This window comes from Sphingobium sp. B11D3A (genome assembly GCF_025961695.1).
In the GTDB taxonomy this organism is placed as follows: Bacteria; Pseudomonadota; Alphaproteobacteria; order Sphingomonadales; family Sphingomonadaceae; genus Sphingobium.
The window spans coordinates 2198552-2213314 of record NZ_JAOQOE010000001.1 but is presented as its reverse complement, the minus strand read 5'-3'; the positions used below and the strand labels follow the sequence as shown (position 1 = coordinate 2213314).

The 14763-nt window shown below is 64.4% G+C and carries 16 protein-coding genes; 8 read left to right on the top strand and 8 right to left on the bottom strand.

Going from position 1 to position 14763, the window contains the following annotated elements; translation table 11 throughout:
- The first annotated feature begins 72 nt into the window (after positions 1-72).
- The 3 genes from M2332_RS10525 to M2332_RS10515 are packed head-to-tail and all read left to right on the top strand — an operon-like array spanning position 73 to position 2291.
- Positions 73-816, top strand: coding sequence for a YebC/PmpR family DNA-binding transcriptional regulator (locus M2332_RS10525; protein WP_264573996.1), 744 nt, complete (start codon positions 73-75; stop codon positions 814-816).
- Positions 817-835: 19 nt separating this feature from the next.
- Positions 836-1327: a crossover junction endodeoxyribonuclease RuvC gene (gene ruvC / locus M2332_RS10520; protein WP_181561085.1), complete on the top strand. Its 492-nt coding sequence runs from the start codon at positions 836-838 to the stop codon at positions 1325-1327.
- Between the two features lie 58 nt (positions 1328-1385).
- Complete coding sequence (locus M2332_RS10515) at positions 1386-2291, top strand: YdiY family protein (RefSeq protein WP_264573995.1); 906 nt, start codon at positions 1386-1388, stop codon at positions 2289-2291.
- 22 nt (positions 2292-2313) lie between these two features.
- Here M2332_RS10515 and M2332_RS10510 read toward each other — a convergent pair whose 3' ends face one another.
- Together M2332_RS10510 and M2332_RS10505 are read right to left on the bottom strand one after the other, a co-directional pair.
- Positions 2314-2652: a DMT family protein gene (locus M2332_RS10510; protein WP_264573994.1), complete on the bottom strand. Its 339-nt coding sequence runs from the start codon at positions 2650-2652 to the stop codon at positions 2314-2316.
- 79 nt (positions 2653-2731) lie between these two features.
- Positions 2732-3835, bottom strand: coding sequence for a fatty acid desaturase family protein (locus M2332_RS10505; protein WP_413715955.1), 1104 nt, complete (start codon positions 3833-3835; stop codon positions 2732-2734).
- Positions 3836-3994: 159 nt separating this feature from the next.
- Here M2332_RS10505 and M2332_RS10500 point away from each other — a divergent pair, with 159 nt between their 5' ends.
- Both M2332_RS10500 and M2332_RS10495 read left to right on the top strand, forming a co-directional pair.
- The gene (locus tag M2332_RS10500; RefSeq protein WP_264573993.1) at positions 3995-5152 is read left to right on the top strand and encodes a GNAT family N-acetyltransferase; all 1158 of its coding nucleotides are present in this window, start codon (positions 3995-3997) and stop codon (positions 5150-5152) included.
- Positions 5153-5243: 91 nt separating this feature from the next.
- Complete coding sequence (locus M2332_RS10495; protein WP_181561090.1) at positions 5244-5678, top strand: TIGR01244 family sulfur transferase; 435 nt, start codon at positions 5244-5246, stop codon at positions 5676-5678.
- Between the two features lie 22 nt (positions 5679-5700).
- Here the strand turns inward: M2332_RS10495 and M2332_RS10490 are convergent, their stop codons facing one another.
- The 4 genes from M2332_RS10490 to M2332_RS10475 form a co-directional block, all read right to left on the bottom strand.
- Positions 5701-6102, bottom strand: coding sequence for an MAPEG family protein (locus M2332_RS10490; protein WP_181561091.1), 402 nt, complete (start codon positions 6100-6102; stop codon positions 5701-5703).
- A gap of 199 nt (positions 6103-6301) precedes the next feature.
- Complete coding sequence (locus tag M2332_RS10485) at positions 6302-7633, bottom strand: ammonium transporter (protein ID WP_264573992.1); 1332 nt, start codon at positions 7631-7633, stop codon at positions 6302-6304.
- Between the two features lie 17 nt (positions 7634-7650).
- A complete protein-coding gene (locus M2332_RS10480; RefSeq protein ID WP_181561093.1) occupies positions 7651-7989 on the bottom strand; it encodes a P-II family nitrogen regulator in 339 nt (112 codons plus the stop codon).
- Between the two features lie 198 nt (positions 7990-8187).
- Positions 8188-9078: a prephenate dehydratase gene (locus M2332_RS10475; protein WP_264573991.1), complete on the bottom strand. Its 891-nt coding sequence runs from the start codon at positions 9076-9078 to the stop codon at positions 8188-8190.
- A gap of 185 nt (positions 9079-9263) precedes the next feature.
- Here M2332_RS10475 and M2332_RS10470 point away from each other — a divergent pair, with 185 nt between their 5' ends.
- The gene (locus M2332_RS10470; protein ID WP_264573990.1) at positions 9264-9902 is read left to right on the top strand and encodes a c-type cytochrome; all 639 of its coding nucleotides are present in this window, start codon (positions 9264-9266) and stop codon (positions 9900-9902) included.
- 117 nt (positions 9903-10019) lie between these two features.
- Here the strand turns inward: M2332_RS10470 and M2332_RS10465 are convergent, their stop codons facing one another.
- Positions 10020-10895: an LOG family protein gene (locus M2332_RS10465; RefSeq protein ID WP_181561096.1), complete on the bottom strand. Its 876-nt coding sequence runs from the start codon at positions 10893-10895 to the stop codon at positions 10020-10022.
- 44 nt (positions 10896-10939) lie between these two features.
- A complete protein-coding gene (locus M2332_RS10460) occupies positions 10940-11647 on the bottom strand; it encodes an extensin family protein (RefSeq protein ID WP_264573989.1) in 708 nt (235 codons plus the stop codon).
- A 223-nt stretch (positions 11648-11870) separates the two neighbouring features.
- On the opposite strand from M2332_RS10460, the gene M2332_RS10455 reads away from it, so the two are divergent.
- Together M2332_RS10455 and serA are read left to right on the top strand one after the other, a co-directional pair.
- The gene (locus M2332_RS10455) at positions 11871-13019 is read left to right on the top strand and encodes a phosphoserine transaminase (protein ID WP_264573988.1); all 1149 of its coding nucleotides are present in this window, start codon (positions 11871-11873) and stop codon (positions 13017-13019) included.
- Positions 13020-13168: 149 nt separating this feature from the next.
- Positions 13169-14752, top strand: a complete 1584-nt coding sequence (gene serA / locus M2332_RS10450; protein WP_264571656.1) for a phosphoglycerate dehydrogenase — start codon at positions 13169-13171, stop codon at positions 14750-14752.
- Positions 14753-14763 lie beyond the last annotated feature (11 nt).

Here is a 14763-nt window from a genome sequence, read left to right as displayed (position 1 = left end):
GTTGCCTGATTGGACTTGCCGCGATAGGAGGCCCCCAAGAAAAATCCGGATCACTAATCGAAGGAGCCGGCCGTGGCAGGCCATAGCAAATTCAAGAACATCATGCACCGCAAGGGCGCGCAGGACAAGAAGCGCTCGGCCATGTTCTCCAAGCTCTCGCGCGAGATCACCGTCGCGGCCAAGATGGGCGCGCCTGACCCGGACATGAATCCGCGTCTGCGGCTGGCGATCAACGCGGCCAAGGCGCAGTCGATGCCCAAGGACAACATCCAGCGCGCGATCGACAAGGCGAGCAAGGGCGACGCGGAGAATTATGAAGAAGTGCGCTATGAAGGCTACGGCCCGGGTGGCGTGGCGATCATCGTCGAGGCGCTGACCGATAACCGCAATCGTACTGCGACCAATGTCCGCACGGCTTTCTCCAAGAATGGCGGCAATCTGGGTGCGTCCGGCGCGGTGAGCCACGGGTTCGATCGGATGGGCCTGATCACCTATCCGGCCTCCGTCGGCGATCCCGACGCGATCTTCGAGGCTGCCCTGGAAGCGGGCGCGGACGATGTGTCGTCGAACGACGATGAGCACGAGATCTGGACGGCCATGGATGCCCTGCACGAGGTCGCCAAGGCGCTGGAGGACAAGCTCGGCGCTGCAGCAAGCGCCAACCTCGCGTGGAGGCCGCAGACCACCGTCGAACTGGACGAGAGCAATGCGGGAACGCTGCTCAAGCTGGTCGACGCGCTGGATGATGACGATGACGTTCAGACCGTCTGGGGCAATTACGAGGTTCCCGACGACGTGATGGAAAAGCTGGGGTGATCGCCCGCATCTTGCGGTCATGATCATTCTGGGCCTCGACCCCGGCCTTGGCACCACGGGCTGGGGCCTGATCCGTGCGCAAGGCAATCGCCTGTCTCATATTGCCAATGGCCAGATCCGCACGGCGGCGAGCGATGCTCTGCCCGCCCGGCTGGTCGCGCTCGATGCGGCGCTGGCGGCCCTCATCGCGGAACATCGGCCGGCGGAAGCGGCGGTTGAAGAGGTGTTCATCAACACCAACCCGCAATCGACGCTCAAGCTGGGGCAGGCGCGGGGCGTTATTTTGCTCGGCGCCGCGCGCACCGGCATACCGGTCGGCGAATATGCAGCCCGGCTCGTCAAAAAAGCCATTGTGGGCGTGGGCAATGCGAGCAAGGATCAGATCCACGCCATGGTGATGCGGTTGCTGCCGGGAACGAGCGTGGTCGGCCCTGATGCAGCAGATGCACTTGCCGTCGCCATCACCCATGCGCATCTTCGCGCCAGTCGGCGGCTCGAACGGGGCGAGTGAGGTCGGGAAGCGGTCCCCGTGCGGGATGGTCGTCCGGTCGTTTTAGAAGGAGTTGGGCATGAAGTCGGCCCTCAGGCTTGGCGCAATGGCGATGATCGCGAGCGGCGTTGTGGCTGCACCCGCAGCGGCCGAACTGCCGCCATCGGTCAAGGCCATGCTGGATGCCGCCATCGCAAGCGGGGATGCCGGGGCGCTCGCCACCGTCGCGCGCTTTGCCAAGCAGACGCATCCCGACAATGCCGCGGAGATCGACGAGAAGATTCAGGCGCACAAGGCCGCCATTGATGCTGAGCGGGAAGCCCGGCTGAGGCAGGCGAGCTTCTTTCACGCCTGGTCAGGCAGTGGCGAACTGGGTGGCTTTATCACCACCGGCAACACCGAAAGCTCCGGCATCAGCGCGGGCCTCTCGCTCGAACGGCGCGGGATCGACTGGTTGCACAAGTTCCGCGCCAATGTCGATTATCAGCGCAGCGATGGCGTCACGACGCGCAACCAGTGGCTGGCAAGTTATGAGCCCAACTTCACCCTGAACGACGCGATCTACGCTTATGGTTTGGCGACCTATGAGAAAGACCGGTTCCAGGGCTTTTCGGACCGCACCACGGCCTCAGGCGGCGTCGGTTTGCGGCTGGTGCGGCAGGCCGATTTCAGTCTGGACATCAAGGGCGGGCCGGCGTGGCGGCACACCGTCGGGATCGACGAGCCCGATACGACTGAACTGAACACGCTGGCCGCCGCCGATCTGCGCTGGCAGATTTCGCACGCCTTCGAACTCAAGAACAATGCCCAGGCGGTGTGGAGCTCCGGGAATAGCAGCTATGCGAATACCACGGGCCTCACCGGCAAGCTCAACGGTTCGCTTTCCGCGCGGCTCTCCTATGCGGTGCGCCATGAGACGTCACCGCCCGCAGGCTCGGAGATGACGGATACGATCACGCGCGCGACGCTGGTCTACGATTTCTGACGCACGCCCGGCGTCTACAGCGTCAGGCCTTTCCCCAGAACATGAAGACGACGGCGCCAAGGAGGCAGGCCAGCGCGCCGAAATGGCGCCAGTGGAGCGGTTCACCCAGAAAGGTGACCATGAAGACGCCGAAAACGGTCAGCGCGATGACTTCCTGCGTGATCTTGAGCTGGCCCGCGCTCCAGCCGCTGGCATAGCCGATGCGATTGGCTGGCACCGCAAAGCAATATTCGAAAAAGGCGATGCCCCAGCTGATCAGGATGACCAGTGCGAGCGGTTTGCTCATGCCGCCCTTGAGGTGCCAGTACCAAGCCGTGGTCATCAGGATGTTGGAGACGAGCAGCAGCGCGATCGTGGGCATGAAGCTCAAATGGCAGGTTCGCCGCGGGAAGGCGATGGGGAAAATACGCCGCTCGACGGCGTGATTTTCCCCGGTGCGATTAGCGGGCGACCATCGTGCTGCGCGCGATCCGAACGACCAGCGGGACCATGCCGGGATAGTTGGCCCGATCATAGGTCGACCCCGCGCCCAGATGCTGCGCGATCCGGCGATGGGCCTCGCCCAGCGCATGATAGGGCATGCTCGGCAGCAAATGGTGAAGCGCGTGATAGCGCAGACCGACCGGTGCCCAGAGCGCGGCCAGTGGCGCGGGTGGCGGCACATTGACGGAATCGAGGAACTGGCCGGTCACCGTCATCGTCTCGCCTTCATTCTCCCAGAGATGGGCGACCAGCGTGCGGAGCTGATTGGCGATCATCGCCACCGAGAGGATCGCAAGATAGGTGAGCAGCGGACGCCAGCCGAGCAGCGGCACGCTGGCGATGAGCGCCATCGACCACAGGCTGGTCCCGGCTTCCTGCCAGGCCCACATCCGCGCAAAGTCACCCTCCGGCGCCCGGCGCCGATAATCGGGATTGATGGACAAGGCCGAGTAGCGCTCCACGATGAACCGGCGCAGCGGGGGAATGACGAGGCTGAGCGGTGCCAGCACGCCGAAGCGCACGATGAACGCCACCGGGGCCAGAGCAGCCACGAGGATGAACAGCGGCAGGCTCCACGGCTTCATCAGCGCAAGCGGCAGATATTCCGGGTCATCGATGGTGCCATAGCGCGTCTTGGCATGATGCTGGGTGTGCACGCCCTCATAGAGAAAGGAGGGGAACAGCAAGGGAATGCCGATCAGCAGGTTCCACGTGAAACGAAAGCCCGGCAGCGCACCTGCCCGGATGTGCGTCAGTTCGTGGATGAAACTCGTCGCCCGATACAGTGCGAGAGCGGAAATCAAGCCAGCGAGGGCCACCACCCAACCTTGCGAGGCCAGCATGGCGAGCGCCATAGCCGCGTAGCCGATCAGCGCGGAGGCCAGGAAATCGGGCCAGTAGATGCCGGGCCGCGCGGTCGCCAGATCGCGCGTCAAATCCACGGCGGCGCGGAGCATCGCCATGTCATCGGGCGTGGTTGCCAGCGCAGGGCCCGCTGCGGCGGGGGCCTTGCCGGCTGGCGCGGACGGCGCTGCGTCCAGTCTCTGGTCGATTGCGGTCATGCAAAGGGGTCCTATCGGTCGAATGAGCACAGATCATGGCAGCAATGTGATTTTGTTCTGCCGCCACGGCGCGCGGCTTGACAAATCCGCCGCCAGTTCCGCAGTGCTGTGCCCTCTCAGCAGCGCCTCATGGTCGAAGCGCGGGACAGGGGTATCGCCGTGACGTCAGCCGATTTAGTGATCACTCCCGTCTCCGGCAAGGCCGACATGGCGGCGTTCATCGATTTGGCATGGACCATCTATGCCGATGATCCCCATTGGGTGCCGCCGCTGAAGAGCGAAGTGCGCGGCCTGCTGACACCGGGCAAGAACCCGTTTCACGAACATGCCGAGCATCAATATTTCCTCGCCCGGCGCGGTGGCAAGGTCGTAGGGCGCATCAGCGCGCATATCGATCATCTCGCCATTTCCATGCCTGCCGAGCAGGGCATGGGGCCGGGGACAGGCAATTTCGGCATGTTCGAAGCCATGGATGAAGCAACCGCGCACGCGCTGATCGAGACGGCGGAAGGCTGGCTGCGCGAGCGGGGGATGACCCGGGTGCTCGGCCCGATCTCGCTCTCCATCTGGGAGGAGCCAGGCCTTCTCGTGAAGGGCTTCGACCATTCCCCTACGGTGATGATGGGCCACAACAGGCCGGAATATCGCGCCTGGATCGAATCGGCTGGCTATGCCCATGCCAAGCAGCTCGATACTTATGAGCTCGACATCACGCAGGAATTTCCGCCGCTGATCCAGCGGATCGTCCAATCCGGCGAGCGTAACGAGCGCATTCGCATTCGCCATGTCGACAAGAGCGAGTTCGACCGGGATGCGGCAATCATCCTGCACATTCTCAACGATGCCTGGGGCCGCAACTGGGGCTTTGTGCCGATTACCGACCATGAGGTTGCGCATTTCGGCAAGGCGCTCAAGCCGCTGGTGTTCGAGGATCTGATTCGCATCGCTGAGCTGGATGGCGAGCCGGTGGCCTTCATGATGACGCTGCCGGACATGAACGAAGCGCTCGCCCGCCTTAACGGCACGCTCTTCCCCTTCGGCTGGGCAAAGCTGCTCTGGTGGCTGCGCAAGCCCAAGGTCCGCACCATGCGCGTGCCGCTGATGGGCGTGGTCCAGCGGCTCCAATCCTCGCGCATGGCGAGCCAGCTGGCCTTCATGATGATCGAATATATCCGCCGCGATGCCATCACCCATTATGGCGCGACGCGTGGGGAGATCGGCTGGATCCTCGATGATAATCAGGGCATGAAAGCCATTGCCGAGGCGATCGAGAGCCGCATTAACCGCAGCTATGTGATCTACCAGAAGGCGCTTTGACCGCTTCGCAAATCCGTACCGGCAACCCCTCTCTTGCGCGCAGGGGACTGCCGGGCCTAGGGACGGGCAAGGCCCTTATCGGAGACGCGCCATGTTGCGGCAACTGACCCCATCCCTATTCGTCGCCCCGCAGATCGATGCGGATGTCGTGGCGCAGGCTGCGGCGATGGGCATCTCGCTCATCGTGAACAACCGACCCGAGGGTGAGTCCGCAGACCAGACCTCCGGCGACACGATCGAGGCGGCGGCGCGGGAGGCGGGGCTCGATTATGTCGCCATTCCCGTCTCGCATAGCGGCTTTGCGCCCTGGCAGCTCGATGCGCTGGATGAGGCACTCGCGAAGAATGGCGAGGGCAAGGCGCTCTGTTATTGCCGCTCCGGCACCCGCAGCACGCTGCTTTGGGCCTTGGCGCGGGCGCGGGCGGGCGATTCGCCCGATGTCCTGGCCGAGCAGGCGGCCGCGGCGGGCTATGATCTCTCGCCTATTCGCGAGATGATGCACGCACTGGCCAACCAGAGGGGCTGACGGCCCCCGCCAGCACTCCTGTTCAGAACGCGAGGCGTAGCGCCGGCCAGAGCAGCATCAGCACGCCGATCATGCTGATGCCGAATACCATCGTCCGCACCACGGGAACCCCTGCAGCATAAAGCGGCAGATACACGATGCGCGCGCCGAGCCAGAGCGCGGCGCCAATGGCCGTCCACCGATCGAACAGGCCGAGCTGCGCATCGATGAGGATGGCGATGGCGACGATCGGAAAGGTCTCGAAATAATTTGCCTGCGCTCGCGCCAGCCGCCCGACGAGGGGCTTGGGCTCGGGCAGCGACTGATCGCGCGCGCCGACATTCCAGGCGGTGCCATATTGCGCGGTCTTGGCCCGCACGGCGGCGAAGATGTGAACGAGGGCCAGCAGGCAGCCCCAGGCCAGAATGATCAGTTCAATCGGCATCGTTCAGTCTCCTCATCGGGCGTCTTTCGCCGGACGAGGAATAGGACGGTCAGGCGCGAAATGAAATTGCCGTATCCGGGAAGGCAATCGTCAGCTTGCGGGAGCCCGAAAAAAAAGGCCGGCGCTTTCACGCCGGCCCAGGGATGTTCGCAGGAGGAACAACGGACGGCGGGGACCTTTCGCCCCCGCCGAATTCGGATCAGTTGTAAGCGCGCTCGCCGTGCTCGCCGAGGTCGAGGCCTTCCTGCTCGACTTCGGTGCTCACCCGCAGGCCAGTGAGGGCCTTGGCGATGAACATGGCGATGACGGTGCCGACGGTGGCGATGACGATCGTGGCAAGCACGGCCGTGATCTGGGTGACCAGCTGGTCGCCCATCGCATAGTCGGCGCCACCAGGGCCGCCGAGCGAGGGCGAATAGACCACTGCGGTGCCGATGGCGCCGATGATGCCGCCCACGCCGTGGATGCCGAAGGCGTCCAGCGAGTCGTCATAACCCAGCGCCGGCTTCACCTTCGCGACGAAGAAGTAGCAGACGATGGAGGCAACGGCACCGAGAACGATGGCACCGAACGGACCGGAGTTGCCCGCAGCGGGTGTCACGGCGACGAGGCCGGCGATGATGCCCGAGCAGAAGCCGAGAGCCGAACCCTTGTGGCCCATCACGCGCTCGGTGAGCATCCAGAAGAGACCAGCCGAGGCGGTGGCAACGAAGGTGTTGATCATGGCGAGCGCCGCAGAGCCATTGGCCTCAAGCGCCGAACCGGCGTTGAAGCCGAACCAGCCGACCCACAGCAGGCCGGTGCCGACCATGGTCAGCGTCAGGCTGTGCGGGGGCATCGGCTCGCTGGGGAAGCCCTTGCGCTTGCCGAGGATCAGGGCGGCGACCAGCGCGGACACGCCCGCATTGATGTGCACCACCGTACCGCCGGCGAAGTCCAGAGCGCCCATGGCGAAGAACACGCCGCGCGCTTCCCAGACCATATGGGCGACCGGGAAGTAGACGATGGTCAGCCAGACGATGGCAAAGACCATGATGGCCGAGAACTTCATGCGCTCGACGATGCCGCCAAGCACGAGGGCGATGGTGATCGCGGCGAAGGTCATCTGGAAGCTGACGAACACATATTCCGAGATCACTTCAGACGTGAAGGTCGCGGCGGTCGAATCCGGCGTGATGCCAGCAAGGAAGAACTTGCCCCAGCTGATGAACTGATTGCCTTCAGGACCGAAGGCGAGGCCGTAGCCGTACATCACCCAGATGAGCATCGCGAGCGCCGCAACGGCGCCGATCTGAGTCATGGTGGCGATCATGTTTTTGGAACGCGTCAGGCCGCCGTAGAACAGGGCAAGGCCAGGCAGGATCATGAGGAGAACGAGGACGGTGGCCGTCATCATCCATGCGTTGTTACCCGGATTGGGAACGGCAGGCGCAGCTTCCGCTGCGGCCTCCTGCGCCCATGCGGGCAAGGCGGCGAAGAGCGAAAGGCCCAGAGCCCCCGCCGCGCCGCAGAATGTCTTGAAAGGTGTCATGCGTTACCCCCTTTAACTTACAGCGCGGTTTCGCCGGTTTCGCCGGTGCGGATGCGGATGGCCTGTCCCACGTCGAGGACGAAGATTTTGCCATCGCCGATGGCGCCGCTGTTGGCGGCCTGCTGCACGGCTTCCACGACACGCGGCGCGAGGGCATCGTCACAGACGACCTCGACCTTGATCTTCGGAACCATGTTGGTGGAATATTCCGCACCGCGGTAGATTTCGGTCTGGCCCTTCTGGCGGCCAAAACCCTTCACTTCACTTACTGTCATGCCAGCCACGCCCAGCGCAGAGAGAGCTTCACGCACCTCGTCCAGCTTGAACGGCTTGATGATTGCCATAATGAGTTTCATCTCTTGCGCCCCCATTGGTTGCAGGGGAATGCCAAGCAAGAGATGTGCCAAATCATAAACGAGGCGTTAAAGCGGTTGGCAGTCGAGCCTCGTTGAGGCGATTGCCTCAAATTGAGGCGGCACGTGTGGGCAGTGCTTAAAAAGTACGCACAGATCGTTGGCAGTTATCAGGTAGATGGGCATCGAGGCCCAGCGACGTCAGATCGAGCGGGAGCGCCCCTGCGGATAACTGCCCAGCAGACGGACCCATTTGCTGTGGAACGCCAGTTCTTCCAGCGCGCGATCGACGGCGGGGTCGCCCGGCATCCCCTCAATATCGGCGTAGAATTCCGTCGCCGAGAAGCTGGCGCCGCGCTGATAGCTCTCCAGCTTGGTCATATTGACCCCGTTGGTCGCAAAGCCGCCCATTGCCTTGTAGAGCGCGGCGGGGATGTTTTTCACCTCGAAGAGGAAGCTCGTCATCACCGGCCCGTCGCGCGAGGGCATGATCGCATCGCGGCCCAGCACGACGAAGCGCGTCATGTTGTCGCTGCTGTCCTCGATCTTCTCATCATGGATCGTGAGGCCATAGAGTCGCGCGGCGAGCGAGGGCGCAATCGCCGCTGCGCCGGGCTCGCGGACCTCGGCGACCAGCGCGGCCGCGCCGGCGGTGTCGGCATAGACGATCGGGCGGATGCCACGGCTGCGCAGATATTTCCGGCACTGCCCCAGCGCCTGCACATGGCTGAGCGCGCTGACCGGCGGCGTATCGTCGGCGCTCATCAGGCTGTGGTGGATGGGGAGGAAATATTCGTCGATGATCGACAGGCCGGACTCGGGCAGCAGGAAGTGCATGTCCGCAACCCTCCCGTGCAGCGAATTCTCGATGGGAATCATCGCGCGGTCGGCGCGGCCATCGCGCACGGCATCCAGCGCGTCTTCGAAGCTGAAGCAGGGCAGGGGCAGGCCGTCCGGCGCAAAATCCATCACAGCCAGATGCGAATTGGCGCCCGGCGCGCCCTGAAAGCTGATCGCACGCTCAGGCGCGCGCGCGGCGGCGTCCGTCATCTCGGCGACAAGGCGCTGCGCGGGGAGCGGATAGGTGTCCATGATGGCCGCTGCGCTTAGGGCTTTGGGCCCTGCCGCGCAAGGCACCGGCGCATGTGTCGCGACACAGGCCTTCCGACAGGCTTGCACCCGCGCAATGCAGTCATTAAGGGGAGCGCCGACGGGCACCGGCAGCGCCGCGATTGAGGAGGTCGCGCGTCGGGTAGATTTCTGGAGATTGAGGGCGCATGAGCGATCGTTTCAATACCATTGCAGGCTGGGCACTGTTTGGCGGCATCATTGCGCTTGGCAGCGGCATTGTGAGCAGCAAGCTGTTTCACGCCGAGCGTCCCGAGCCGATGGGCTACGCGATCGAGGGCGTTGAGGCGGAAGGCGAGGGCGGTGCGTCCGGTCCTTCGCTGAACACGCTGCTCGCCTCGGCGGACGTGGCAGCCGGTGAGAAGGTCTTCGCCAAGTGCGTGGCCTGCCACACGGTCAATCAGGGCGGCGCCAATGGCATCGGCCCCAACCTCTGGGCCATCGTTGGCGACCCGATCGGCCATGGCCGTGGCGGCTTCGCTTTCTCGGATGCGCTCAAGAAGGTGGGCGGCAACTGGACCTTCGAGCAGCTGGATCACTGGCTGACCTCGCCGCGTTCCTTCGCCAACGGCACCAAGATGAGCTTCGCCGGTCTCAGCAAGCCTGAAGATCGCGCCAATCTGATCGCCTATCTCAACACGCAGGGCTCGAACCTGCCTCTCCCGGCTGCCGATGCACCGGCCGAGGCTGCGGCAGAAGGTGGCGCCGACAATGCGGCTGCTGCAGACAATGCGGCGGAAGCGGGCGCCGAGGGCGCTGCCGCCAACGCTGCGACGCCGCACGAATAATCTCATTAGCCAGAGCCCAGGCTTGGGTTCGGCCAAATATTCAAGCAGGCGCGGGGCAACCCGCGCCGCTTTTGTTATCCGACCCGCTGGTATCAGCGAGCCGGACGGGCGCGGACCTCAGCAGCCCGGCTGGCTATCCGCATAAAAGCTCTCGACCACGGCCCAGCCTTCTTCTGCCGTTTCGACCCAGCTGATCAGATCGAGATCGCGCGGGCTGATCACGCCTTCCTCGGCCAAAGCCTCGAAATTGACGACGCGTGTCCAGAAGTCCTTGCCGAACAGCAGGATAGGAATGCGCTTCATCTTGCCGGTCTGCACCAGCGTGAGCAGCTCGAAAAATTCGTCGAACGTGCCGAAACCACCGGGGAACACAGCCAGCGCGCGAGCGCGCAGGGTGAAGTGCATCTTGCGCAGCGCGAAATAGTGGAACTGGAAGGATAGATCCGGCGTCACATAGGGGTTGGGTGCCTGCTCGTGCGGCAGCACGATGTTGAGCCCGATGGTTTGCGCGCCGACGTCCGCCGCGCCCCGATTGGCCGCCTCCATGATAGAGGGGCCGCCGCCCGAACACACGACGAAGTGATGGCAGCCAGCTTCGTTCGGCGGACATTGCGCCGCGATTCGCGCCAGCTTGCGGGCTTCCTCATAATAACGCGCCTTTTCGGCGAGGCGCTCGGCGACTTTCCGGGCGCGCTCGTCGGGCGCGGCATCGATCAGCGCCTGCGTGGCCTCTGGCTCAGGAATGCGCGCCGAGCCATAGAAGACGAAGGTCGAGGCGATCTTCGCTTCATCGAGCAGCAGCTCCGGCTTCATCAACTCGAGCTGGAAGCGGACCGGCCGCAGGTCTTCCCGCAGCAGAAACTCGTTGTCCTGGAAGGCCAGCTTGTAGGATTTGCTTTCTGTCTGCGGGGTGGGGATGATCCGCTTGGCATCGATGGCTTCTTCGCGGGCACGGCGAAACTTGCTTTCGCGCACTGTAGGCTGGTCTGTCATCCAGTGGCGCTAGACGATTTCCGCGGAGAAGAAAACCGGCGGGTTCAGCGGCAAAAACTGCCCCGCCCGCCCATGTCGAAATGGAAATGGTCGCGGTGGGCGCTGTTATAGTCCGGGCCGAGCACGGTGCGGAATCGCTTGCACGCGCTCTGGTGGAGGACCCGCAGGAACTGGGCGTGGGTGCTCTCGCCCTGCCAATCGTTCACCAAGCTGATTCGGCGCCCGTCGGCCAGCACGAAGGCGGAAATGTCCACGGCATTGGCGTGCGCATGTTCGCTACGCTTGCCGGCGATTGTCCCGCCGGTGCCACGGACATCGCGGCAGGCATAAGTGCCGAAGGTCTCGACGCGCACCACTTCGCTGCGCAAATAGAGTCGCGCGGCGGGGCGCACCGCATATTGCACCCAGGCCGCGAAATTGGCGGCGAGGGGGCAGGTCATCGGCCCCAGATTGGCCACTGGCGTACCGATCTCCAGCAGGCGGATGGTATCGATTGTCGTGCAGCCGCCGCCCCGATCCTGATTGGGCAGCGGCTCAAAGCGGACCTTCGCGGTCGAGAGGCGCGCCGCGCACATGCGATAGCTCTCGCTGTTCGGCATCGTGCGCTGTGCCGGCGCGGCGGCCACCGGCGCCCTTACACCCGTGCGCGGGCTGGGGCGGTCGGCGCAGGCGGCAAGACTGGTGACCAGCAGAAGGCCGACCAGCCTGCGCGTTCCCGCCCCCAATCCCACCGATGACGCCCAATGGATCATGGCGCCGTTTATCACGCATCGCAGCTGAACAAAACCTAGACGGTGCAAGGGGATGCTTCGACCGCCGCGCGCGGTCTGGCGCCTGTCCGCCGAGGCTCCGTTCACCCCGGGCACGGCACGCCGGTCCCGATCTTACATTGACACCCGTCTGCAAATCTCTATGGCCGCCGGCGGGCCACGCGGTCCCAACGCCGCGCGTGCTCTCTGCAAGGAGACGCATACCATGACTGACGTTACGAAGCCGGCGACCACGCCGGCCCGCCCCCATTTCTCGTCCGGCCCCTGCGCCAAGCCGCCCGGCTATGATCCGGCGAAGCTGGCCACCGAAGTGCTCGGACGCTCCCACCGCTCAAAGCTCGGCAAGGATCGCCTCGCTTATTGCATCGCCCTGATGCGCGAGCTGCTGAACCTGCCCGAGACGCACCGCATCGGCATCGTGCCCGGCTCCGACACTGGCGCCTTCGAGATGGCGATGTGGACGATGCTGGGCGCGCGCCCGGTTACGACGCTCGCTTGGGAGAGCTTCGGTGAAGGTTGGGTCACCGATGCCGCCAAGCAGCTCAAGCTCGATCCGACGGTGCTGCGCGCCGACTATGGCCAGATCCCCGATCTGAATGCGGTCGACTGGTCGAATGACGTGCTCTTCACCTGGAATGGCACCACCTCGGGCGTGCGCGTGCCCAATGGCGATTGGATCGCCGACGACCGCGAGGGCCTCTCCTTCGCGGACGCCACCAGCGCCGTGTTCGCCTACGACCTGCCGTGGGACAAGATCGACGTCGCCACCTTCTCGTGGCAGAAGGTGCTGGGCGGTGAGGGCGGCCATGGCGTGCTGATCCTTGGCCCGCGTGCCGTCGAACGGCTTGAGCAGTACACGCCGAGCTGGCCGCTGCCCAAAGTGTTCCGCCTGATGTCCAAGGGCAAGCTCGCTGAGGGCGTGTTCAAGGGCGAGACGATCAACACGCCGTCCATGCTGGCGGTCGAAGATGCGATCTTCGCGCTCGAATGGTCCAAGACCATCGGTGGCGCCAAGGGCCTCATCGCCCGCGCGCAGGCCAATGCCGATGCGCTCAATGCCATTGTGGAATCGCGCGACTGGCTCGGGCATCTCGCTGCCGATCCGGCGACCCGCTCGATCACCAGCGTATGCCTCACCGTCGAGGGCGCCGATGCCGACTTCATCAAGAAGATGGCCTCGCTGCTCGAGAAGGCGGATGCCGCTTATGACGTCGCAGGTTATCGCGACGCCCCGGCTGGCCTGCGCATCTGGTGCGGTGCCACGGTCGACACCGCGGACATCGAGGCGCTCGGCCCTTGGCTCGATTGGGCCTATGCCGAGACCAAGGCCGCGCTGAGCGCGACTGCCGCCTGATATCTTGCCCGCTCCCCTTGAGGGGAGAGGGTTGGGAGAGGGGCAAACAACCTCTCCTATATCGCTCCATTCATTTAATAAAAGGGCCGGCGCCGAGAGGCATTCCCCTCTCCCCGGCCCTCTCCCCAAAAGGGGAGAGGGAGATTCAAATGACCAAGCCCAAAGTTCTCATTTCCGACAAGATGGACCCGCAGGCCGCGCAGATTTTCCGCGAGCGCGGTTGCGAGGTGGACGAGATCACCGGACTGAAGCCCGACGAGCTCAAGGAAATCATCGGCAAATATGATGGTCTGGCGATCCGCTCGGCCACCAAGGTGACCAAGGAGATCATCGACGCGGCGACCAATCTCAAGGTCATCGGCCGCGCCGGCATCGGCGTCGACAATGTCGATATTCCCTACGCTTCGGCCAAGGGCATCGTGGTGATGAACACGCCCTTCGGCAACTCGATCACCACCGCCGAGCACGCCATCGCCCTCATGTTCGCCCTCGCCCGCCAGCTGCCGGAGGCCGATGCCTCCACGCAGGCCGGCAAGTGGGAGAAGAACCGCTTCATGGGTGTCGAGGTCACGGGCAAGACGCTCGGCCTGATCGGTGCCGGCAACATCGGCTCCATCGTCGCCAGCCGCGCGCTGGGCCTCAAGATGAAGGTCGTTGCCTTCGACCCGTTCCTGACGCCCGAGCGCGCCATCGAAATGGGCGTGGAAAAGGCAGATCTGGACACGCTGCTGGCCAAGGCGGATTTCATCACGCTGCACACGCCGCTGACCGACCAGACCCGCAACATCCTCTCGGCCGAGAATCTGGCCAAGACCAAGAAGGGCGTGCGCATCATCAACTGCGCGCGCGGCGGCCTGATCGACGAGGCGGCGCTGAAGGCCGGTCTCGACAGCGGCCACATCGGCGGCGCGGCGCTGGACGTGTTCCAGACCGAGCCGGCGACGGACAGCCCGCTGTTCGGCACGCCCAACTTCATCTCGACCCCGCACCTTGGCGCGTCCACCAGCGAAGCGCAGGTGAACGTGGCGCTGCAGGTCGCCGAGCAGCTCAGCGACTATCTGCTGAGCGGCGGTGTCACCAACGCGCTCAACATGCCGAGCCTGTCGGCTGAGGAAGCGCCCAAGCTCAAGCCCTATATGGCGCTGGCCGAGAAGCTGGGCAGCCTGGTCGGCCAGCTTTCGCGTGACGTCATCCCCCGGATCTCGATCCACAGCGAGGGCGCGGCGGCTGAGCTCAATCAGAAGCCCATCGTCTCGGCCGTTCTCGCCGGTTTCCTGCGCACGCAGACGGACACGGTGAACATGGTCAACGCACCCTTCCTCGCCCGCGAGCGCGGCATCGAGGTGCGCGAGATCAAGACCGAGCGCGAGGGCGACTACAGCACCCTGATCCGCGTCTCGGTGAAGACCTCGCAGGGCGAGCGGTCGGTGGCCGGCACGCTGTTCGGCAATGGCGCCCCGCGCCTGGTCGAGCTGTTCGGCATCAAGGTCGAGGCCGATCTCGATGGCACCATGCTCTACATCGCCAATGTCGATGCGCCGGGCTTCATCGGTGGCGTGGGTGGCATTCTTGGCGAGGCCAAGATCAACATCGGCACCTTCCACCTCGGCCGTCGCGAGGCCGGTGGCGAGGCGATCCTGCTGCTCTCGGTCGACGAGACCGTGCCGCAGACGCTGGTCGACAAGATCTGCGCCCTGCCGAACGTGCACCGGGTCTGCCCGCTCAAGTTCTAAATCACGGCCCG

Excerpts from the sequence above, each read along its gene's own strand:
- ruvC (WP_181561085.1), top strand. The coding sequence starts at position 836 with ATGATCATTCTGGGCCTCGACCCCGGCCTTGGCACCACGGGCTGGGGC.
- M2332_RS10515 (WP_264573995.1), top strand. The coding sequence starts at position 1,386 with ATGAAGTCGGCCCTCAGGCTTGGCGCAATGGCGATGATCGCGAGCGGC.
- M2332_RS10510 (WP_264573994.1), bottom strand. The coding sequence starts at position 2,652 with ATGCCCACGATCGCGCTGCTGCTCGTCTCCAACATCCTGATGACCACG.
- M2332_RS10505 (WP_413715955.1), bottom strand. The coding sequence starts at position 3,835 with ATGACCGCAATCGACCAGAGACTGGACGCAGCGCCGTCCGCGCCAGCC.
- M2332_RS10495 (WP_181561090.1), top strand. The coding sequence starts at position 5,244 with ATGTTGCGGCAACTGACCCCATCCCTATTCGTCGCCCCGCAGATCGAT.
- M2332_RS10490 (WP_181561091.1), bottom strand. The coding sequence starts at position 6,102 with ATGCCGATTGAACTGATCATTCTGGCCTGGGGCTGCCTGCTGGCCCTC.
- M2332_RS10485 (WP_264573992.1), bottom strand. The coding sequence starts at position 7,633 with ATGACACCTTTCAAGACATTCTGCGGCGCGGCGGGGGCTCTGGGCCTT.
- M2332_RS10480 (WP_181561093.1), bottom strand. The coding sequence starts at position 7,989 with ATGAAACTCATTATGGCAATCATCAAGCCGTTCAAGCTGGACGAGGTG.
- M2332_RS10475 (WP_264573991.1), bottom strand. The coding sequence starts at position 9,078 with ATGGACACCTATCCGCTCCCCGCGCAGCGCCTTGTCGCCGAGATGACG.
- M2332_RS10470 (WP_264573990.1), top strand. The coding sequence starts at position 9,264 with ATGAGCGATCGTTTCAATACCATTGCAGGCTGGGCACTGTTTGGCGGC.
- M2332_RS10465 (WP_181561096.1), bottom strand. The coding sequence starts at position 10,895 with ATGACAGACCAGCCTACAGTGCGCGAAAGCAAGTTTCGCCGTGCCCGC.
- M2332_RS10460 (WP_264573989.1), bottom strand. The coding sequence starts at position 11,647 with ATGATCCATTGGGCGTCATCGGTGGGATTGGGGGCGGGAACGCGCAGG.
- M2332_RS10455 (WP_264573988.1), top strand. The coding sequence starts at position 11,871 with ATGACTGACGTTACGAAGCCGGCGACCACGCCGGCCCGCCCCCATTTC.
- serA (WP_264571656.1), top strand. The coding sequence starts at position 13,169 with ATGACCAAGCCCAAAGTTCTCATTTCCGACAAGATGGACCCGCAGGCC.